This is a genomic window from Phormidium tenue FACHB-1050 (assembly GCF_014696925.1).
In the GTDB taxonomy this organism is placed as follows: Bacteria; Cyanobacteriota; Cyanobacteriia; order Pseudanabaenales; family Pseudanabaenaceae; genus Pseudanabaena.
Genome location: NZ_JACJQY010000010.1, coordinates 1 through 16442 on the forward strand (window position 1 = coordinate 1; position 16442 = coordinate 16442).

Here is a 16442-nt window from a genome sequence, read left to right on the forward strand (position 1 = left end):
ATTGTCAATACTGGAAAAAGAAAAGGCTTTTCCGCTTTTGAGTCCATTCTTATCGCTTTGAATCCTCTCAAATCATTGTTTGCTATAGGTTGAGCAATTACAAAAAATGATTGTAATTTACCAACCATTTTCCGTGAGAAATGCTGGAGTTATTGCAGGAGTAGCGAGATTGCGTGAAGCAATATGACTTGACTTAAGAAATTTCTCCACATACTTACCTAGCAAATCACCCTCTAGATGCACTGAACTACCTATATCCAGATATTTTAAAGTGGTGTTGTCGTAAGTATGGGGGATGACAGCTACCCGAAAATTTGAGCCTGAGTCATTGCAATAGGAAACAGTCAGGCTAATCCCATTAATCGTAATACTGCCTTTAAAGACAACGTAACGCGCCACTTCAGGAATTGCCTCAAAGCTTAACTCCCATGAATTTCCGACTAAAGCGCGATCGCTTAGTTTTCCCACCCCATCGATATGCCCAGACACAAAATGTCCGCCAATGCGATCGCCCACTGCCAGAGCCATTTCCAAATTGACATACTTTAATTTGCGATCGCCTAAATTAGTTCTTCCTAAAGTTTCAGGTGAGACATCAGCCACAAAGTTGGTCTCAGAGACATGTGTTGCAGTCAGACATACTCCATTGACAGCAACACTATCGCCGATCGCAATTTTGGCAACGATGTCAGGACAATGAATGACCAGACGCGCATGATCGCGTTGCTCAATAAGTCCGATAGTTTGAATGAGTCCTGTAAACATAGATTTTAGTTTACGACAGGGAGCGCAAAGCGCTATCTGTAGCGAGATCTGTTATGAGAGAAGTCAACTTATCAATGGTACGTGCGGCTTGTTTCGCTGGATTAGTCGTAGGTTGGCGATCTCGATCTAGCCAGAAAGCCGTAATTCCCGCAGTAGTCGCCCCCATATAATCTTCACCAAAACTATCGCCAATATGCCATGCCAAGTCAGGCGATCGCTCAATTTGATGTTTCGTTAGAGCCGCTTCAAATATTAGGCAATCAGGCTTAGCAGCCCCAATTTCAGTAGATATAGTAATCGTAGTGAAGTAATCTTCGAGTCTTAAAGCTTTCATGACCGCATAAATCCGACTATCAAAATTGGATAAGACACCCAAAGTTATACCCTGCTGTTTCCATGAATCCAGTGCTAGCCAAGTATCTTCGTAAATAAACCAAGGCTCAGCCGAAGCAAAGTAGGCATATAGACGTTTAAAGAAAGCTTCAAAATCCAAAAAATTTATCAAATCACCTGTTTGGCTAAAGGTCTGCTGGGCAAGCGATCGCCACCATTGATACTCAGCAAGGGGGATGTCAGACTGGGGCAAATTTGGAAAAGCGATTTTGGGTGCTGCTTGAAAAGCTTGGTAAAAAGCGCGGTTAATTAACTGAGGATCGAGACTGACATTAAATTCTGCCGCAACTTTGGCATATTGTTCACCAACGCTACCTCTCACCCCAAATAAAGTACCAACTGCATCTACAAAAATAACCTGAGGCGATCGCATTATATTTCGGGGAAATTACTGAGATAAACTATTGAATGTACTGATACAATGACTGCCAAATCTTGTAAAAGCTGACTCTATTATTGTATTAAAACTACATTTATTATGACAGATGTTCAGTTTCTAATGATGAGATGGTTGGATTAGGGAGTCCTTTTATGCACATATCTCAATTTAGCAAATTAATTCTATTAACATTAATTGCCTGTACTCCTTTACCTGCTTTGGCGCAGACTACTACAATTGAAAAGCCATCTCCGTCAGAGTCTTCAAATTCTAATCTCAAACCTTTCGTTAACCTTAATGATGGTAAACGGTCGTTAAATGTCAGTGAATCTCAAAATACATTTCGCTACACTCTAGGCGCAGGTGACAATATTAGGGTTGAAGTTTTTAATGTACCAGAACTATCAGGTCCTCAAACGATCGCTCCCGATGGAACGATCAACATTTCCTTAATTGGAGCAGTCAAATTAGAAGGACTGGGACTAGATGAGGCAAACACTTTGCTGCGCGAAAAATTAAACCCTTTTCTGGTGCGTAACATTGTTAATGTATCTTTGATTACTCCCCGTCCACTGAATATTGCGATCGTCGGTGAAGTAAATCGCCCCGGTCCCCGTTTTTTGACCTATGTAGGAACGGCGGGCTTAGGTAGTAATGCGGCGACCTTAACCAGAGCATTAGAATCAGCAGCAGGAATTACCTCAAGAGCAGATATTAGTAATATTCAAATTTCACGTCGTGAGGGGACTCTTGGTCGCCGCATCATTAAGGTCAATCTCCAAGACTTATTAGAGAAAGGTGATATTAGCCAAGATATTCGTATTCTTGACGGTGATTCAATTCTTGTACCACCACTTTCTGAAGCAAGTGCTTCACAGAGCCGTACCGTCAGTAATTCTACTTTTTCCCCTGATACGTTCACGATTCAGGTCGCGATCGTCGGAGAAGTCAATCGAGTTGGACCACAAACTCTGGTTTACTCCAGAACAGGTGTTACCCCCACTGGGCTTACTGGCGAAACTAGATCGGCTGGCACTGCATCAGGTGGAGGTCCAGTCACCCTCAGTCGCGCATTACAAGCGGCAAATGGAGTCACTGAAGTTGCCGATATTCGCAATGTCCAGATTTCCCGTTTGAATGATCAGGGGCAACGCACAATTGTTAAAGCAAATTTGCTGGATCTGATTACCAAGGCTGACCTAAGTCAAGATATTACTCTGACAGATGGCGATTTAATTACCGTTCCTCGTCTTGAGAAAACAAATCCCGCAGAGTATCTACAAGTTGCTAAGGCAACTTTTTCACCTACAGTAATTACAGTGCAAGTAGTTGGAGAAGCGGTTCGACCAGGCCCGTTACAACTGAGACCCAATAGTTCGTTTACCGAAGCTATTTCCTTTGCAGGGGGTCTGACGAATGATGCTGATTGGCGAGCCGTTGAGCTTTATCGGGTCAATCCCGATGGTTCGATTATGCGCCGCAATCTAGTTGCTGATTTGAATCTTCCATTAAGTGAAGAGTCGAATCCGGGATTACGCGATCGCGATGTAATTGTGGTTCGCCCATCCTTTGGAGCAGGCATTCTCAACTCAGCTACTAGATTTCTCGGAAACATTGTTGCTCCTTTCACATTAATTGATAACCTCTTTAGAAGATAAACATGAAAATTGTAGTTACTGGCGGTGCAGGCTTTATAGGATCACACTTAGTTGATCGACTGATGAATTCTGGACATGAAGTTATTTGTATTGACAATCTATATACAGGACGAAAATCAAATAATGCTCTATGGAGCGAAAACCCGAATTTTCAATTCATTGAGCATGATGTTGTTAATTCGATAGAGATTGATAATGTTGATCAAATCTATCACCTTGCTTGTCCAGCTTCGCCCGTGCATTATCAATCCGATCCCATTAAAACTGCTAAAACCAACTTTTTAGGAACTCTAAATATGTTGGAATTGGCAAAGAAATGCAAAGCACGGATTTTGCTTGCCTCAACTTCAGAAGTATATGGTGATCCTCTAATTCATCCACAGGTCGAAAGCTATTGGGGAAACGTCAACTGCACAGGTATTCGTAGCTGCTACGATGAAGGGAAACGTATTTCCGAGACTATAACTTTTGACTATCACCGTCAGTTCAATGTTGAGGTGCGCGTTGCGCGAATTTTCAACACACACGGGGAGCGAATGCTAGAAAATGACGGGCGTGTAGTTAGTAATTTTGTGGTTCAAGCCCTCAAAGGAATTCCACTGACCGTCTATGGAGATGGCGCTCAAACCCGCAGCTTCTGCTATGTCTCAGATCTTGTTGAAGGATTGATGCGTCTGATGAATGGAAGTTATATTGGACCTGTTAATTTGGGCAATCCTGGGGAATATACAATTTTACAATTGGCTCAAACTATTCAGCACATGATTGATCCCACGACAGAATTGATTTTTAAGCCTTTACCGCAAGATGATCCCCAACGTCGTCAGCCTGACATCTCGCAAGCAAAGGTTCATTTAGATTGGGAGCCAAAAGTTCCCTTAAAAGAGGGGCTTTTGAAGACGATCGCTTATTTCCGCGATTATCTCAATACCAATCAATTATAAAATCTCAACTCAATTTTATAAGCTCTGCTAATCAAACTGAGTTTTGCTTCTGAACAGTCAAAAGTTATAGGTAATAGAACATGCGTGTTTGTGTAATTGGAACTGGTTATGTGGGTTTAGTCACAGGTGCTTGCCTTGCCTACATTGGGCATGACGTGATTTGTGTCGATAATAACGAAGAAAAAGTCAAGCTGATGAAGTCGGGACAATCACCAATCCATGAGCCAGGATTGCCTGAAGTGATCGCTGAGTCAATTCGTCAAGGGAGGCTCGAATTTACAACGGATATTGCGGCAGGTGTCCAGCATGGTGAGATTTTATTTATTGCTGTGGGTACGCCATCTCTGGCTGATGGACGTAGTGATATGCGCTATGTAGAAGCCGTTGCACGCAGTATTGGCGAAAGTCTCATCGAAGGATATCGTGTAATTGTGAATAAGTCCACAGTGCCGATTGGTTCTGGTGACTGGGTACGCATGATCGTAATGGATGGAATGTCGGGCAAGAGCAATATCGATCAGATTCAGTTTGATGTGGTGAGTAACCCTGAATTTCTCCGTGAGGGTGTTGCGGTTTTTGACACCTTTAATCCCGATCGCATTGTAGTTGGTAGTGGCAGCGATCGCGCTCTGAAATTGATGCAAGAGCTTTATCAACCAATTATTGATCGTTCTTTTGCTGAAAACAAAACTTTGCCGCCAGTGCCTGTGGTTGTTACCGATCTGAACTCTGCGGAGATGATTAAATATGCTGCGAATGCATTTCTCGCCACTAAGATCAGTTTTGTGAATGAAGTTGCGAATATCTGCGATCGCGTCGGTGCAGATGTGAAAGAAGTTGCTAAGGGAATTGGATTAGATTCGCGCATTGGCTCAAAATTCTTGCAAGCGGGTATTGGCTGGGGCGGATCCTGCTTTGGCAAAGATGTTTCGGCTCTGATCTATACTGCCGAGGACTATGGATACTCCACAGAGATATTGAAAGCTTGTGTACGGGTGAATGAATTACAACGCACTTTGGTAGTTGAGAAGTTGCAACAAGCTCTAAAAATCCTGAAGGGTAAAACCATTGGTTTATTAGGAATGACCTTTAAGCCTGATACTGATGACATGCGTGATGCACCTGCTTTAACTCTAATTGATCAGCTTAGTCGTTTGGGAGCCAGAGTTAAAGCCTACGATCCCCTAGTTTCTCAATCGGGATTGCGTCAAGGTTTCTCTAATGTGATTGTCGAAACCGATCTAGAGCGTCTAGCCGATGGCTGTGATGCAGTGGTTTTGGTGACAGATTGGCAAGAATTTTTGACGATTGACTATACTAAGATGTTGACACTGATGGCGCATCCCGTCATTATCGATGCCCGTAACTTCCTTGATGGCAAGGAGCTAAAAGCGTTGGGATATCATTATATTGGTATTGGACGATAATCTTTTCCTTTCTAGGGTGCGTTTTCACGCATCCTAGAAAGAACATAAAAGCCTTTAACGTTTATATTCTTTAGTCAGGAGATCGAGCTATGTCTAAATCAAAAAAAGATAAAGGCGATAAGTCCAAAAAATCGAAAATTAAAATCGAAGAGACTTTCGTGGAATCAGATTTAGGCGATCGCTCCGAAGATACTACTGATGATAGCTTGAACGCTAAATTAACTGACTTGCCCCAACTGTCGAAGAAAAGTTATGAAAAGGAACTAAAGCACATACAAGTTGAACTTGTTAAACTGCAAGAATGGGTCAAACATCAAGGGCTAAAAGTAGTTGTTGTGTTTGAAGGAAGAGATGCTGCTGGCAAGGGTGGTGCAATCAAAAGTATTACTCAATCTCTAAATCCGCGTATTTGTCGAATTGTTGCGCTGGGTAAACCTTCAGATCAAGAGCGCACTCAGTGGTATTTTCAACGCTACGCAGCCGAATTACCTGCGGCGGGTGAAATCGTACTATTTGATCGCAGTTGGTACAACCGTGCAGGTGTCGAACATGTGATGGGCTATTGTACCCATGAGGAGTATGTGGAGTTTCTGCGTTCCTGTCCTGAGTTTGAAAATATGCTTCAGCGATCGGGAATTATTTTGATTAAATATTGGTTTTCAGTCAATGATACTGAACAGGAAAAACGCTTTCAAGATCGGATTAAAGATCCCCGCAAGCGTTGGAAGTTTAGTCCCATGGATTTAGAGGCAAGGACTAGATGGGTGGAATATTCTAAAGCGAAGGATGACATGTTTAATGCCACCGATACTGAGCTATCTCCTTGGTATGTGATTGATGGCGATGATAAGCGTAGGGCGCGTCTCAACTGTGTTAATCATTTATTATCCAAAATCCCCTATGAGGACGTTCTGCCCAAGCCTTTTGACTTACCTCCGTTACAAAATAAAATGGTCTATGTTCGCCCTCCAATGCATTTACAGAAATTTATTCCCGATGTAACAGCCCATTTAAAATAAAAAAAGCGGTGCTTTGCACCGCTTTTTTTTTATTATGACATCCGACAAAATTGACCTGAATGTAATTTAATTTCCCCAAAATCAGGAATCCAAGCCGCCCAATGTCCGTCAGGATATTGACACATCAACAATGCTTCATCGTAACAATTAGGAGTCGGGGGCTCTAACAAAGTTACCCAAGTAGATGGCATAGGAGTAAGGCACTGAGGAGCAGAGTTATGACGAATATTTTTAGTTGTTTGGACTGTGCGTTGACGTGTGGTGGTTTTCATAGCTTTATTTCTGAAATTTTTTGAGTAACTTTATCAATTAACTTTTAAAGCAATTTTTTATACTGCAAGCTCTAGGGGTAACAAGAAAAGTATGTCACGAAGCTATTATATATGTAAGTTTTAGTATTAAAAGATACAGAAATATTATTAAAAGTTAAAGCTTTAACCAAAAACATAGAGGCAGCACTTTGCGCTGCCTCTATGTTTTTGGTTTTTATAGAGGATGTAAAGTGTTTTTGATCGAAATTAGGGTTTTATTAGTGGCAAAATACGGTTAAAATCTTGCCCTAGTTTGTGAATTTCTGGTGGACTGAATGCGCGATCGCCATTACTGGCAAATAACTAGCAAGCCTTGGTGGATGTACTTAGGCATGGTGATTGTGGCGATCGCAATCATCTATTGCTTAATTTTAGGAAGGATTGCACCAGCACAAGCCCAGTCCGTAGAGGAACTAAAAAACTATCAAAATTTTGTCGATCAACAGCGTCAAATCATCCAGAAGCAACAAGAACAAATTAACGCGCTCACCAAACCTGCCCAGTCTCGACTCGATGCTTTAAGAAAAAATGTGCGCGTTACTGATACTCAAATTAAAGACAACGAGAAAAAAATTCGTCAGGCAAGAGAACAACTCCAAAAGCTCAGCACTAAACTGCAAGAACTAGAGTATGACCTCAATAAAAGGCGGGATGCGACTACGGCACGATTGCGCTATTTGCAGAGGCAACAACTACAGCGTTGGTGGGTAACACTGCTCAGCAGTCAAGATCTCAATCAATTCGCCGATCGCCGTCGTCAAATTGAGCGTATTTACGCTAGAGATCGTAAGCTACTTGCAGATTTGACCCAAAGATCTAATCAGGTTGAAAAGCAGCGTAATCAAATAACTGCTCAAAGAAATGAGGTTGAACTGTTAACCCAAAAGTTGAAATACCAAAAAGCCAATATTGAAGCTGAGGTGGTTGCTCAACAAAATACGATCGAACGACTTAAGAGCGATAATCAAGCCTTATCTCAAGCCGAAGATCGTCTTGCGGAAGATTCACGTCGTTTGTCGCAAATTATTTTGGCAAAAGTCCAGCCCTATGATGGACTGATTCTCCCGCCTGGGACTGGACAGCTAATGTATCCCACAATTGGGCCAGTTACTAGTAACTTTGGCTGGCGCACCCATCCCATTCTGGGCACTGAGCGATTTCATGCAGGTATTGACTTTGGTGCAGATTACGGCAGTCTTATCTATGCCAGCGAGCAAGGTCGGGTGATTTATGCGGACTGGTATGGGGGTTATGGTAATGCTGTGATTATTGATCATGGCAATGGTATGACGACGCTGTACGCTCACTGTAGTGACTTATATGTTAAGGATGGTGATGTCGTCGTTAAAGGGCAACCGATCGCTGCTGTTGGTTCAACAGGCTTTTCAACGGGACCACATTTGCACTTTGAGTTACGAGCTAATGGTGAGCCTATTGATCCTGCCGCATATTTATAAAAGCCCATAAAAAAAGACGGCGCGTAGCGCCGTCTTTTTTTTACCAAACATCTGGCAAAATTGCGTCTTGAAAGTCAGTAGTTTCAGTATTTGCGCCACTAAAATTAGCTTTACTGAGATTGGCGCTGGTAAACTCAGCCCGATTGAGATCGGCGCGACTTAAGTCGGCTCCAATAAAATAGGCTTCACTACAATTGGTCCCACGGAGATCGGCTCCTATGAGATCGCATCCACAGAGATTAGCTCGATAAAGGTTTGCACCAATTAGATTTGCCCTAGATAGATTGGACTCACTTAGATCAATATCCACCAGAGTTGCACCGATCAGATCTGTCCCGACCAAGGTCGAAACATTAAGATTGCTGTGGGATAGATCAGCTTCGCTTAAATTAGCGCGACTAAAATCAGTTCCTGCAAGATTAGCTTCCCTTAACTCTGCTCGGCTTAAATTTGAACCAATCAAAATTGCGCCAACCATGCTAGCTCCATTTAAGCTAGACATATTGAGCTTAGTGGTTGATAGGTCAGCAAGATCAAGTTTAGCTAAACGCAGATTGGAACCGCGTAGATCTGCCCCACTTAAATTGGCTTGACTAAGATTAGCTTCACTCAAACAAACCATACTCAGATGAGCTGCACTGAGATTAGCCTGTTTTAGCTCGATACCTCTTAGATTTGCCATACTTAAGTCTGCACCGCGCAAGTTTGCCGATGATAGATTTACGTCATGTAATTTTGCCCCACGCAAGTTAACCATGCTCAGGTCAATCCCTGTCAGATTGAGTCCCTCTAGCTGAATTTCACTAAGATCAACGCCACGCATATCAGGAGCGGATTCTCTCCACTTGTTCCAGACTTCTACGCCTTGATGAAGCAGTTTTATAAATTCTTCTTTCGCCACAGTTACTTTACTCGTACAGTTAGTACAGTTTTACATTTACAACTTATTTTGTAAGGGCTGCGAAGCAGCCCTTACAAAATAAGTTGTAAACATTAATATTTTCGTTCTTGGGGGGTAAAACGATCGCGATCAAGCAATTGTAAACTCATATCAACTGCACGATCACTAGTCTTTACATTACCACTTTCCAGATATCCGAGAGTATGTTTGAGACAATTCGCATCATCCCGTTGAGGATAGTCTTCACGGGAATGTGCGCCACGACTTTCTTGACGTGATAAAGCACTAGACATGATGATTTCGCCTACCGTGAGCAAGCTTTTTAATTCGATCGCTTGCATGAGTTCCATATTAAATACAGAACTGCGATCATCCACTAATAGGTCATGCTCATAGCGATCGCGAATAGTTTGTAATTTTTGTAAGCCATCTTTTAAGCGTTGATCATCCCGAAAAATGCCACAATGCTCTGTCATCGTGTCTTGCAATTGTTGGCGAATATCGGCAATACGCGAATTGCCTTGTTTCGATAATACGCCTTTTAGCTTAGCTTCAGCTTTAATTAGATAGGGGCGAGGATCAACCTTGGGCATGGTGCGATCGCTGACATACTCACCCAGTTTTTCTCCCGCACGCTTGCCAAAGACTACACACTCTAAAAGCGAATTTGCCCCTAAACGGTTTGCGCCATGGACGGATACACAGGCACATTCACCTGCGGCAAAAAATCCTGCGATCGCTCTGCTATCCGTACCAATTACTTGACAGTCAATATTTGTGGGAATCCCACCCATAGAGTAATGGGCGGTTGGACGGACTGGCAAGGGATGATCGATGCAGTCCACACCTGCTAAACGCAAACCTTCTTCACGGGCAAAGGGAATCCGACTTAAGATTTTCTCTCTTCCTAAATGACGCACATCTAAATGCACATAGTTACCGCCATTGATGCCACGTCCTTCCATAATTTCACAGGCAATATTGCGTGAAGTAATATCACGGGGTGAGAGTTCCATCCGATTCTTGCTAATCGGATAATTTGCCATAAAGCGATCGCCTAAATCATTAATTAAATAAGCTCCTTCCCCACGCACTGCCTCGGAAATTAGTACGCCCACAGGATATAGTCCCGTGGGATGGAACTGCACAAATTCCATGTCTTGTAACGGTAAGCCAATATTTGCAGTCAAACATAAGCCATCACCCGTTGAGGCTAAATCATTAGAAGTAGTATTAAAAACTCGTCCATAGCCACCTGTGGCTAGTAATACAGCTTTAGCACGAAATACTTCAATCTCCGAAGTTTCCAAACTATAAGCAACAACGCCTTTTACTTCTTTCCCATTTGTGCCATCTTCATAAATTAACTGCATGACATACCATTCTTGATAAATCGTGCCGCCCAATCGCTTGAGGTTCATCACTAATTCGTGCAGAATTGCATGTCCTGTCTTGTCAGCAGCATAGCAAGCGCGACTGTAGGTATGCCCACCAAAGGGACGTTGAGCAATCCGTCCATCTTCAGCACGGGAGAATAAAACTCCTAAATGCTCTAAATCAATAATTACTTCGGGGGCTGATTGGGTCAAAACCTGCACGGCATTCTGATCGGCAAGGTAATCTGATCCTTTGATGGTATCGAAGGCATGGGTGAGCCAGTCGTCATTATCGACATTTTTTAGTGATGCGGCAATGCCTCCTTGAGCCGCGACGGAGTGCGATCGAATCGGATGTACCTTGGAAATGAGTCCCACACTGAGATGGGGATAATTTTGGGCGACAGCTAGCGCGGCTCTAGAACCTGCCAATCCACCACCAATAATCAATACATCATGCTCAATCATCAAACTCAAGCCCTCTTACGCAAGTTCTAGAATTTTACCGCCGATATCGCGATCGCCGAACTATACAGCAATTATCGCTCAAACAAACCACCAGAGATTGAGTGCAAAGCGCTTTAAGAATTACTAGAGAGGTTACTCTGACTAATATTTTTTGTTTAGCGATCGCGATACAATTTAATTTGAAGTAAAAACTATGCGATCAGGAGTTGATTTTGATGATGTCAACACTACTATATGATTCAGACTTTTATCGTTGGACGGTTGAACAGGTAGAGCGTTTGCGCTTAGGTAAATGGGAGGGATTAGATATAGAGAATTTAGCTGAGGAAATTGAAGCTTTGGGAAGCCAAAAAAGATCTGAGTTGGAAAATCGTTTAGCAATTTTATTGGGACATTTAATTAAGTGGGATTTGCAGCCGAGGTTACGCGGTAAAAGTTGGCGATTGACTATCAAAGAGCAAAGAATTCAAATAAAAAAGCTGATCCGAAAAAATCCTAGCCTAAAGTCTTATCTATCGGAAGCGATCGCTGATGGCTTCGAGTTAGCTTTAGTTTTGGCAGAAAAAGAAACCCGCCTTAAACCAAAGGATTTACCGAAAGAATGTCCTTACTCTGTTGAACAAATTTTTGATGAGAACTTTCCTAGTGGTATTCAAAACGTTTAAACTTATATTCAGTAGATGTTTTTGAAATTTAGACTTTCTTAATCTTTGATGCTTATGGGAGGCGTTGTTTTAACCACAACTACCACAATCACCACCACAATCTAGCGCTCCACAGTCTAAACCACTGCAATCCATACCCGATAGACAGTCAGCATTACCACAATTTAAATCAGGACAACTCAAATCGGGACAACTTAGATCGGGACAATCCATCGCTTCAAAGGGATTATTGCAATTCTGATCATCTCCACAATCCGATGGAATTAGATCAAGTCCATGTCCGCAGTCAGTACAGTCAACATAATCGCAGCGATCGCAGTTATTATTTCCTCCCCCACTATCGTTGTTGTTAGCCTGTCTTTGTTTGCGCTTCCATTGTGAACCACCTAATTTCTGCTTGCTTGATTCATTGGTTTCTTCAGAATCTTCAGATATAGCAGGAGTTTCCTGTTCCCCTGACTCAATGGCTAGGGTGTTTGTGGGCAAACGACTTGCATAATACTTTTTTCTAGTTCTACATTTAGTTCTACGACTCTTTAAAATCTCATTAGCCTCACGACATTCTTGAAATCGTCCCTTGGCATTTGCGATCGCCTGTATAATTCCCTCCTCTGCAATCACGCGCTTAAAATATTGTGAACAGGAATCACAGCCATACAATACACGATGGGCGCAAGAAAAACCTTTATGGGGTGAGATAAATTTTTGATAGCCACTAATGGCAGTTACTGCTAACCCGCGCGTTGCCCCGTTAATGATATTGGTGATAATTGGTAGCTTGACAGGGATTCTCTTCTGCATTTGTCGCCATTATTGAGTCAATTACGCCAAAATACAAAATGGCTATGCCACTTTATGTTTTTAAAACTCTCACTTGGGTTTAATACCAACTTGGTCATGATACAAGAGCCATTGGTGTAGTCTCCACAAATCTTAATATTTCTTCCTATTAAAACTATAAAGAGATGATCACCGATCCTCTCTTTCTGGTTTGTTACAAACAGCATTTTTTGAACTCGCGTTAAAATAGGTAAAGAAAACTACATAAAGGAGTCTAGCCGTGATCGTAGTAACCAAGATTGGTACACCCGCAGAAGAAGTTGCGAGGATCTGCGAAGAACTATCTAGTTGGGGATTATCACCAGAAAAAATTGTGGGAAAGCATAAAGTTGTGTTAGGACTAGTGGGTGAAACAGCCGATCTCGATCGCCATCGCATCGAAGAACTAAGCCCTTGGATTGAGGCTGTGTTGCGCGTAGAACGCCCCTTTAAACGTGCTAGTCGCGAATATCGCCAAAATGAATCGAGCGTGGTAATTGTACCTACGCCTAATGGTGATATTGCGATCGGTGAAAATCATCCCTTAGTGACAGTTGCGGGTCCATGCTCTGTTGAAAATGAAGAAATGATTGTGGAAACTGCCATACGTGTGAAAGCAGCAGGGGCACAGTTTTTGCGGGGTGGAGCTTATAAGCCACGGACTTCTCCCTATGCCTTTCAGGGACATGGTGAGAGTGCTTTATCTCTATTGGCGGCGGCGAGAGAGGCTAGCGGCTTAGGGATTATTACCGAAGTTATGGATACTGCCGATATTGATAAAATTGCCGAAGTTGCGGATGTGTTGCAAATCGGTGCTAGGAACATGCAGAACTTCTCATTGTTGAAGCAGGTGGGAAAACAGAACAAGCCGATTCTTCTTAAGCGTGGATTAGCGGCTACGATTGATGATTGGTTAATGGCGGCAGAATATATTCTCGCTGAGGGCAATCCTAATGTGATTCTTTGCGAACGCGGAATTAGAACTTTTGATCGTGAATATACTCGCAACACTCTGGATTTAGCGGCAATTCCTGTATTGCGGAAGTTAACGCATTTGCCGATCATGATCGATCCTAGTCATGGTACAGGCTGGTCGGAGTATGTACCATCAATGAGTTTGGCGGCGATCGCTGCGGGTGTTGACTCCCTAATGATCGAAGTTCATCCTAATCCTAAGAGAGCTTTATCTGATGGACCACAGTCACTCACTTTCGATGATTTCGATAAGCTCATGATTAAAATCAATCGTATGGCACAAGTAATGGAGCGTGCATAAACAAAGAAGGCGCTTTGAGCCTTCTTTGTTAAGAGAACTATGAATCAACCATTTATTTACGATCGCACAATTCATTTTCGCGATACCGATGCAGCAGGAGTAGTCTATTTTGCTAATGGATTATCTATTTGTCATGAAGCCTACGAAGCTTCGTTAGCAGCATCGGGAATTGAGCTTAAATCTTTTTTTAGAGGTGGGGCGATCGCAGTGCCGATTACCCATGCAAGTATTGATTTTTTTAAGCCAATGTTCTGTGGCGATCGCATTGTGGTTTCTTTAGTAAAAACTTTGCTAAGTCCTGATTCTTTTCAAATTGAATATCAATTATTTCTTGGTCTAGAAAGTGACGAGAAAAAGGCGATCGCTAGTGCCTTAACTAAACATGTTTGTATTAATCCTACAACTAGAAAGCGGTGTAATCTATCTCAAGACCTCATAAAATGGATTGAATTGAATTAATGACAACGATTTTACGTGATTGGAGCTATCGCTATCAATGGTTTTATGACACTGTGTCGGCTCTTGCCGCAATTAGTGTTGGTGGGGAAAAGCGATTTCATCGTTTATTTTTAAAGGATTTATCTATTAATCCAGACGCAAAAGTTCTTGACCTTTGTTGTGGAGCAGGACAGGCGACAAGGGAACTAGTTGAGCATTTTCATGATGTGACGGGCTTAGATGCCTCACCGATCGCGATTAAACGCGCCAAGCAAAATGTGCCCCAAGCTAATTATGTAGAGTCTTTCGCGGAAAAAATGCCATTTAGCGATCGCATCTTTGATCTGGTACTCACGAATACAGCTATGCATGAGATGGACTCAGAACAGTTGCAGCAAATCATTCAAGAAGTGCATCGGATTTTGACACCTGAAGGACAATTTATCATTATTGATTTTCATCGTCCGATTAATCCCTTGTTTTGGCTACCTATTGCGACTTTCCTCTGGCTATTTGAGACAGAAACTGCATGGCAATTAATTAAAACTGATTTGTCACAGCTTTTGAGTAAATCTGGATTTAAAGTTGAGTCTTGCCAACTTTATGCGGGTGGTAGTTTACAAGTTTTGCGATCGAGCAAATAAACTTATGAGGATGTCCCGCTCAGCGAGATATCCTCATAAGTTTATTTATGCGTAGCTACTTAGTTAAAGAAAATGCGATAATTCTTTGCTATCAGTTATTAGCTTTATGACATCGTGACTTCAATACCAAAACGAGTTTTATTCATTAGTAACGGTCACGGTGAAGACCTAAATGCTTGTGAAGTTCTCAAAGCCTTGCGTCAAAAATATCCAGAGGTAGAGACGAGCGCATTGCCGATTGTTGGTGAAGGTAATGCTTATCGTCGGGCTGGTGTGCTGATCGCTACTCAGACAAAGATCTTACCGTCGGGGGGATTTGCTTATATGAGTGTGCAGAAACAGATTGCAGATTTTCAATCTGGATTGATTAATCTGACTTGGCAACAAATTAAGGCGGCGAGAGAATGTGGTAAAACCTGTGATTTTGTGTTTGCGACGGGTGATGTTGTGCCTGCGCTATTTGCTTATCTGACGGGGTTGCCCTATGCCATGTTTTTAGTGTCATCATCGGCATTTTACGAAAATCGTTATGTTCCGCGTTGGTTGCAAGCTCTAATGATGCGATCGCCACGATGTCGCCAGATTTTGACCCGTGATGCCTATAGTGCGGAACTAATTAGAAAAAGAGGCTATCCAAATACGAGCTTTGTCGGTTATCCAATTATGGATGTGTTGGAACCGTCGGGCAAAGATTTGGCTTTGAGTCCTGATGTGCCTGCGATCGCTTTACTCTCAGGAAGTCGCTTGCCTGAAGCTGCTGAAAATCTTGTATTGCAATTGCATTTATGCGAAAAGATTGCTCAAGAATATGCGCCTCACCCTGTCCAATTTCGTGCGGCGATCGTCCCAAGTGTTACTCCTCAATTACCTGAACTAGCCGCCAAAGCAGGTTGGCAATATGCTGATGGCAAGATGTATCATGCAAAAACAAATATCAGTGTTCTTTGTTTTAGTGATGCGTTTGCGGATATTTTGCATTGTTGTGATTTGGCGATCGGTATGGCGGGAACTGCTGTCGAGCAGATGGTCGGTTTGGGGAAACCTGTGATTCAAATCATGGGAAATGGTCCCCAATTTTCCTATCGCTTTGCGAATGCTCAGGAACGTTTGTTAGGTTTATCAGTACAAACGATTGGGAAGGAACCAGCTACTCCCAAAATTTTGCAGGAAGCGGCGCAATGTGTAAAGCGAACTCTCAGCGATCGCGATTATTTGGAACGTTGCAAACAAAATGGAATGGAACGGGTTGGCGCAAAAGGTGGTTCTGAGAGATTAGCTGATGCGATCGTGCAAATATTGGCAAAGTCTTGTTAACCTTTAAAAGTTTTAGCATCAAGAAAGTATTGCTTAATGTGGATTGCGATCAGGCTAGAAGTTTTTTTAGCTTTTTCTCTGTCGCGTTAACCTGCATTTTTCTGTATAACTCACCTATATGGGATGTTATCCAGAAAGGCTCCGTATAATACGCTAAATAGTTGTGTTATCCAGAAACTTTCTGTATA

Annotated in this window: 16 protein-coding genes; 10 read left to right on the forward strand and 6 right to left on the reverse strand. The window is 42.4% G+C overall.

Annotated features, from left to right (window positions below; all coding sequences use genetic code 11):
• Positions 1-117: 117 nt before the first annotated feature.
• Complete coding sequence (locus tag H6G05_RS08355) at positions 118-765, reverse strand: riboflavin synthase (RefSeq protein WP_190577736.1); 648 nt, start codon at positions 763-765, stop codon at positions 118-120.
• 10 nt (positions 766-775) lie between these two features.
• Complete coding sequence (locus H6G05_RS08360) at positions 776-1531, reverse strand: HAD-IA family hydrolase (RefSeq protein WP_190577737.1); 756 nt, start codon at positions 1529-1531, stop codon at positions 776-778.
• Positions 1532-1689: 158 nt separating this feature from the next.
• On the opposite strand from H6G05_RS08360, the gene H6G05_RS08365 reads away from it, so the two are divergent.
• The 4 genes from H6G05_RS08365 to ppk2 all read left to right on the forward strand — a co-directional run bounded on the left by H6G05_RS08365 (position 1690) and on the right by ppk2 (position 6585).
• Complete coding sequence (locus H6G05_RS08365) at positions 1690-3195, forward strand: polysaccharide biosynthesis/export family protein (protein WP_190577738.1); 1506 nt, start codon at positions 1690-1692, stop codon at positions 3193-3195.
• 2 nt (positions 3196-3197) lie between these two features.
• On the forward strand, positions 3198-4139 hold the full coding sequence (locus tag H6G05_RS08370) for a UDP-glucuronic acid decarboxylase family protein (RefSeq protein ID WP_190577739.1): 942 nt from the start codon (positions 3198-3200) through the stop codon (positions 4137-4139).
• A gap of 80 nt (positions 4140-4219) precedes the next feature.
• Positions 4220-5566, forward strand: a complete 1347-nt coding sequence (locus H6G05_RS08375; protein ID WP_190577740.1) for a UDP-glucose dehydrogenase family protein — start codon at positions 4220-4222, stop codon at positions 5564-5566.
• 89 nt (positions 5567-5655) lie between these two features.
• Positions 5656-6585, forward strand: a complete 930-nt coding sequence (gene ppk2 / locus H6G05_RS08380; RefSeq protein ID WP_190577741.1) for a polyphosphate kinase 2 — start codon at positions 5656-5658, stop codon at positions 6583-6585.
• A gap of 32 nt (positions 6586-6617) precedes the next feature.
• On the opposite strand, the gene H6G05_RS08385 is transcribed toward ppk2, so the two are convergent.
• On the reverse strand, positions 6618-6857 hold the full coding sequence (locus tag H6G05_RS08385) for a hypothetical protein (protein WP_190577863.1): 240 nt from the start codon (positions 6855-6857) through the stop codon (positions 6618-6620).
• A gap of 314 nt (positions 6858-7171) precedes the next feature.
• Here H6G05_RS08385 and H6G05_RS08390 point away from each other — a divergent pair, with 314 nt between their 5' ends.
• Positions 7172-8353 (forward strand): murein hydrolase activator EnvC family protein, encoded by a 1182-nt coding sequence (locus H6G05_RS08390; RefSeq protein WP_190577742.1) that lies wholly within the window; start codon positions 7172-7174, stop codon positions 8351-8353.
• Between the two features lie 40 nt (positions 8354-8393).
• On the opposite strand, the gene H6G05_RS08395 is transcribed toward H6G05_RS08390, so the two are convergent.
• Positions 8394-9254: a pentapeptide repeat-containing protein gene (locus tag H6G05_RS08395; protein WP_190577743.1), complete on the reverse strand. Its 861-nt coding sequence runs from the start codon at positions 9252-9254 to the stop codon at positions 8394-8396.
• A 92-nt stretch (positions 9255-9346) separates the two neighbouring features.
• Positions 9347-11098, reverse strand: coding sequence for a succinate dehydrogenase/fumarate reductase flavoprotein subunit (locus tag H6G05_RS08400; RefSeq protein WP_190577744.1), 1752 nt, complete (start codon positions 11096-11098; stop codon positions 9347-9349).
• A 215-nt stretch (positions 11099-11313) separates the two neighbouring features.
• Here H6G05_RS08400 and H6G05_RS08405 point away from each other — a divergent pair, with 215 nt between their 5' ends.
• Positions 11314-11763, forward strand: coding sequence for a DUF29 domain-containing protein (locus tag H6G05_RS08405; protein WP_190577745.1), 450 nt, complete (start codon positions 11314-11316; stop codon positions 11761-11763).
• 69 nt (positions 11764-11832) lie between these two features.
• Here H6G05_RS08405 and yidD read toward each other — a convergent pair whose 3' ends face one another.
• A complete protein-coding gene (gene yidD, locus H6G05_RS08410; protein WP_190577746.1) occupies positions 11833-12564 on the reverse strand; it encodes a membrane protein insertion efficiency factor YidD in 732 nt (243 codons plus the stop codon).
• A gap of 259 nt (positions 12565-12823) precedes the next feature.
• On the opposite strand from yidD, the gene aroF reads away from it, so the two are divergent.
• The 4 genes from aroF to H6G05_RS08430 all read left to right on the forward strand — a co-directional run bounded on the left by aroF (position 12824) and on the right by H6G05_RS08430 (position 16254).
• On the forward strand, positions 12824-13858 hold the full coding sequence (gene aroF, locus H6G05_RS08415) for a 3-deoxy-7-phosphoheptulonate synthase (protein WP_190577747.1): 1035 nt from the start codon (positions 12824-12826) through the stop codon (positions 13856-13858).
• Positions 13859-13897: 39 nt separating this feature from the next.
• The gene (locus tag H6G05_RS08420) at positions 13898-14317 is read left to right on the forward strand and encodes an acyl-CoA thioesterase (RefSeq protein ID WP_190577748.1); all 420 of its coding nucleotides are present in this window, start codon (positions 13898-13900) and stop codon (positions 14315-14317) included.
• Positions 14317-14940 carry a class I SAM-dependent methyltransferase gene (locus H6G05_RS08425; protein WP_190577749.1) on the forward strand — a complete coding sequence of 208 codons (624 nt, stop codon included), beginning with the start codon at positions 14317-14319 and terminating at the stop codon, positions 14938-14940. The genes H6G05_RS08420 and H6G05_RS08425 overlap by 1 nt, the downstream gene beginning before the upstream one ends.
• Positions 14941-15054: 114 nt before the next feature.
• Positions 15055-16254, forward strand: coding sequence for a lipid-A-disaccharide synthase-related protein (locus H6G05_RS08430; protein ID WP_190577750.1), 1200 nt, complete (start codon positions 15055-15057; stop codon positions 16252-16254).
• Positions 16255-16442: the final 188 nt, after the last annotated feature.

Bases quoted from the DNA above. Each gene is read 5' to 3' on its own strand.
- H6G05_RS08355 (WP_190577736.1), bottom strand. From the start codon at position 765: ATGTTTACAGGACTCATTCAAACTATCGGACTTATTGAGCAACGCGAT.
- H6G05_RS08360 (WP_190577737.1), bottom strand. From the start codon at position 1,531: ATGCGATCGCCTCAGGTTATTTTTGTAGATGCAGTTGGTACTTTATTT.
- H6G05_RS08365 (WP_190577738.1), top strand. From the start codon at position 1,690: ATGCACATATCTCAATTTAGCAAATTAATTCTATTAACATTAATTGCC.
- H6G05_RS08370 (WP_190577739.1), top strand. From the start codon at position 3,198: ATGAAAATTGTAGTTACTGGCGGTGCAGGCTTTATAGGATCACACTTA.
- H6G05_RS08375 (WP_190577740.1), top strand. From the start codon at position 4,220: ATGCGTGTTTGTGTAATTGGAACTGGTTATGTGGGTTTAGTCACAGGT.
- ppk2 (WP_190577741.1), top strand. From the start codon at position 5,656: ATGTCTAAATCAAAAAAAGATAAAGGCGATAAGTCCAAAAAATCGAAA.
- H6G05_RS08385 (WP_190577863.1), bottom strand. From the start codon at position 6,857: ATGAAAACCACCACACGTCAACGCACAGTCCAAACAACTAAAAATATT.
- H6G05_RS08390 (WP_190577742.1), top strand. From the start codon at position 7,172: ATGCGCGATCGCCATTACTGGCAAATAACTAGCAAGCCTTGGTGGATG.
- H6G05_RS08400 (WP_190577744.1), bottom strand. From the start codon at position 11,098: ATGATTGAGCATGATGTATTGATTATTGGTGGTGGATTGGCAGGTTCT.
- H6G05_RS08405 (WP_190577745.1), top strand. From the start codon at position 11,314: ATGATGTCAACACTACTATATGATTCAGACTTTTATCGTTGGACGGTT.
- yidD (WP_190577746.1), bottom strand. From the start codon at position 12,564: ATGCAGAAGAGAATCCCTGTCAAGCTACCAATTATCACCAATATCATT.
- H6G05_RS08420 (WP_190577748.1), top strand. From the start codon at position 13,898: ATGAATCAACCATTTATTTACGATCGCACAATTCATTTTCGCGATACC.
- H6G05_RS08425 (WP_190577749.1), top strand. From the start codon at position 14,317: ATGACAACGATTTTACGTGATTGGAGCTATCGCTATCAATGGTTTTAT.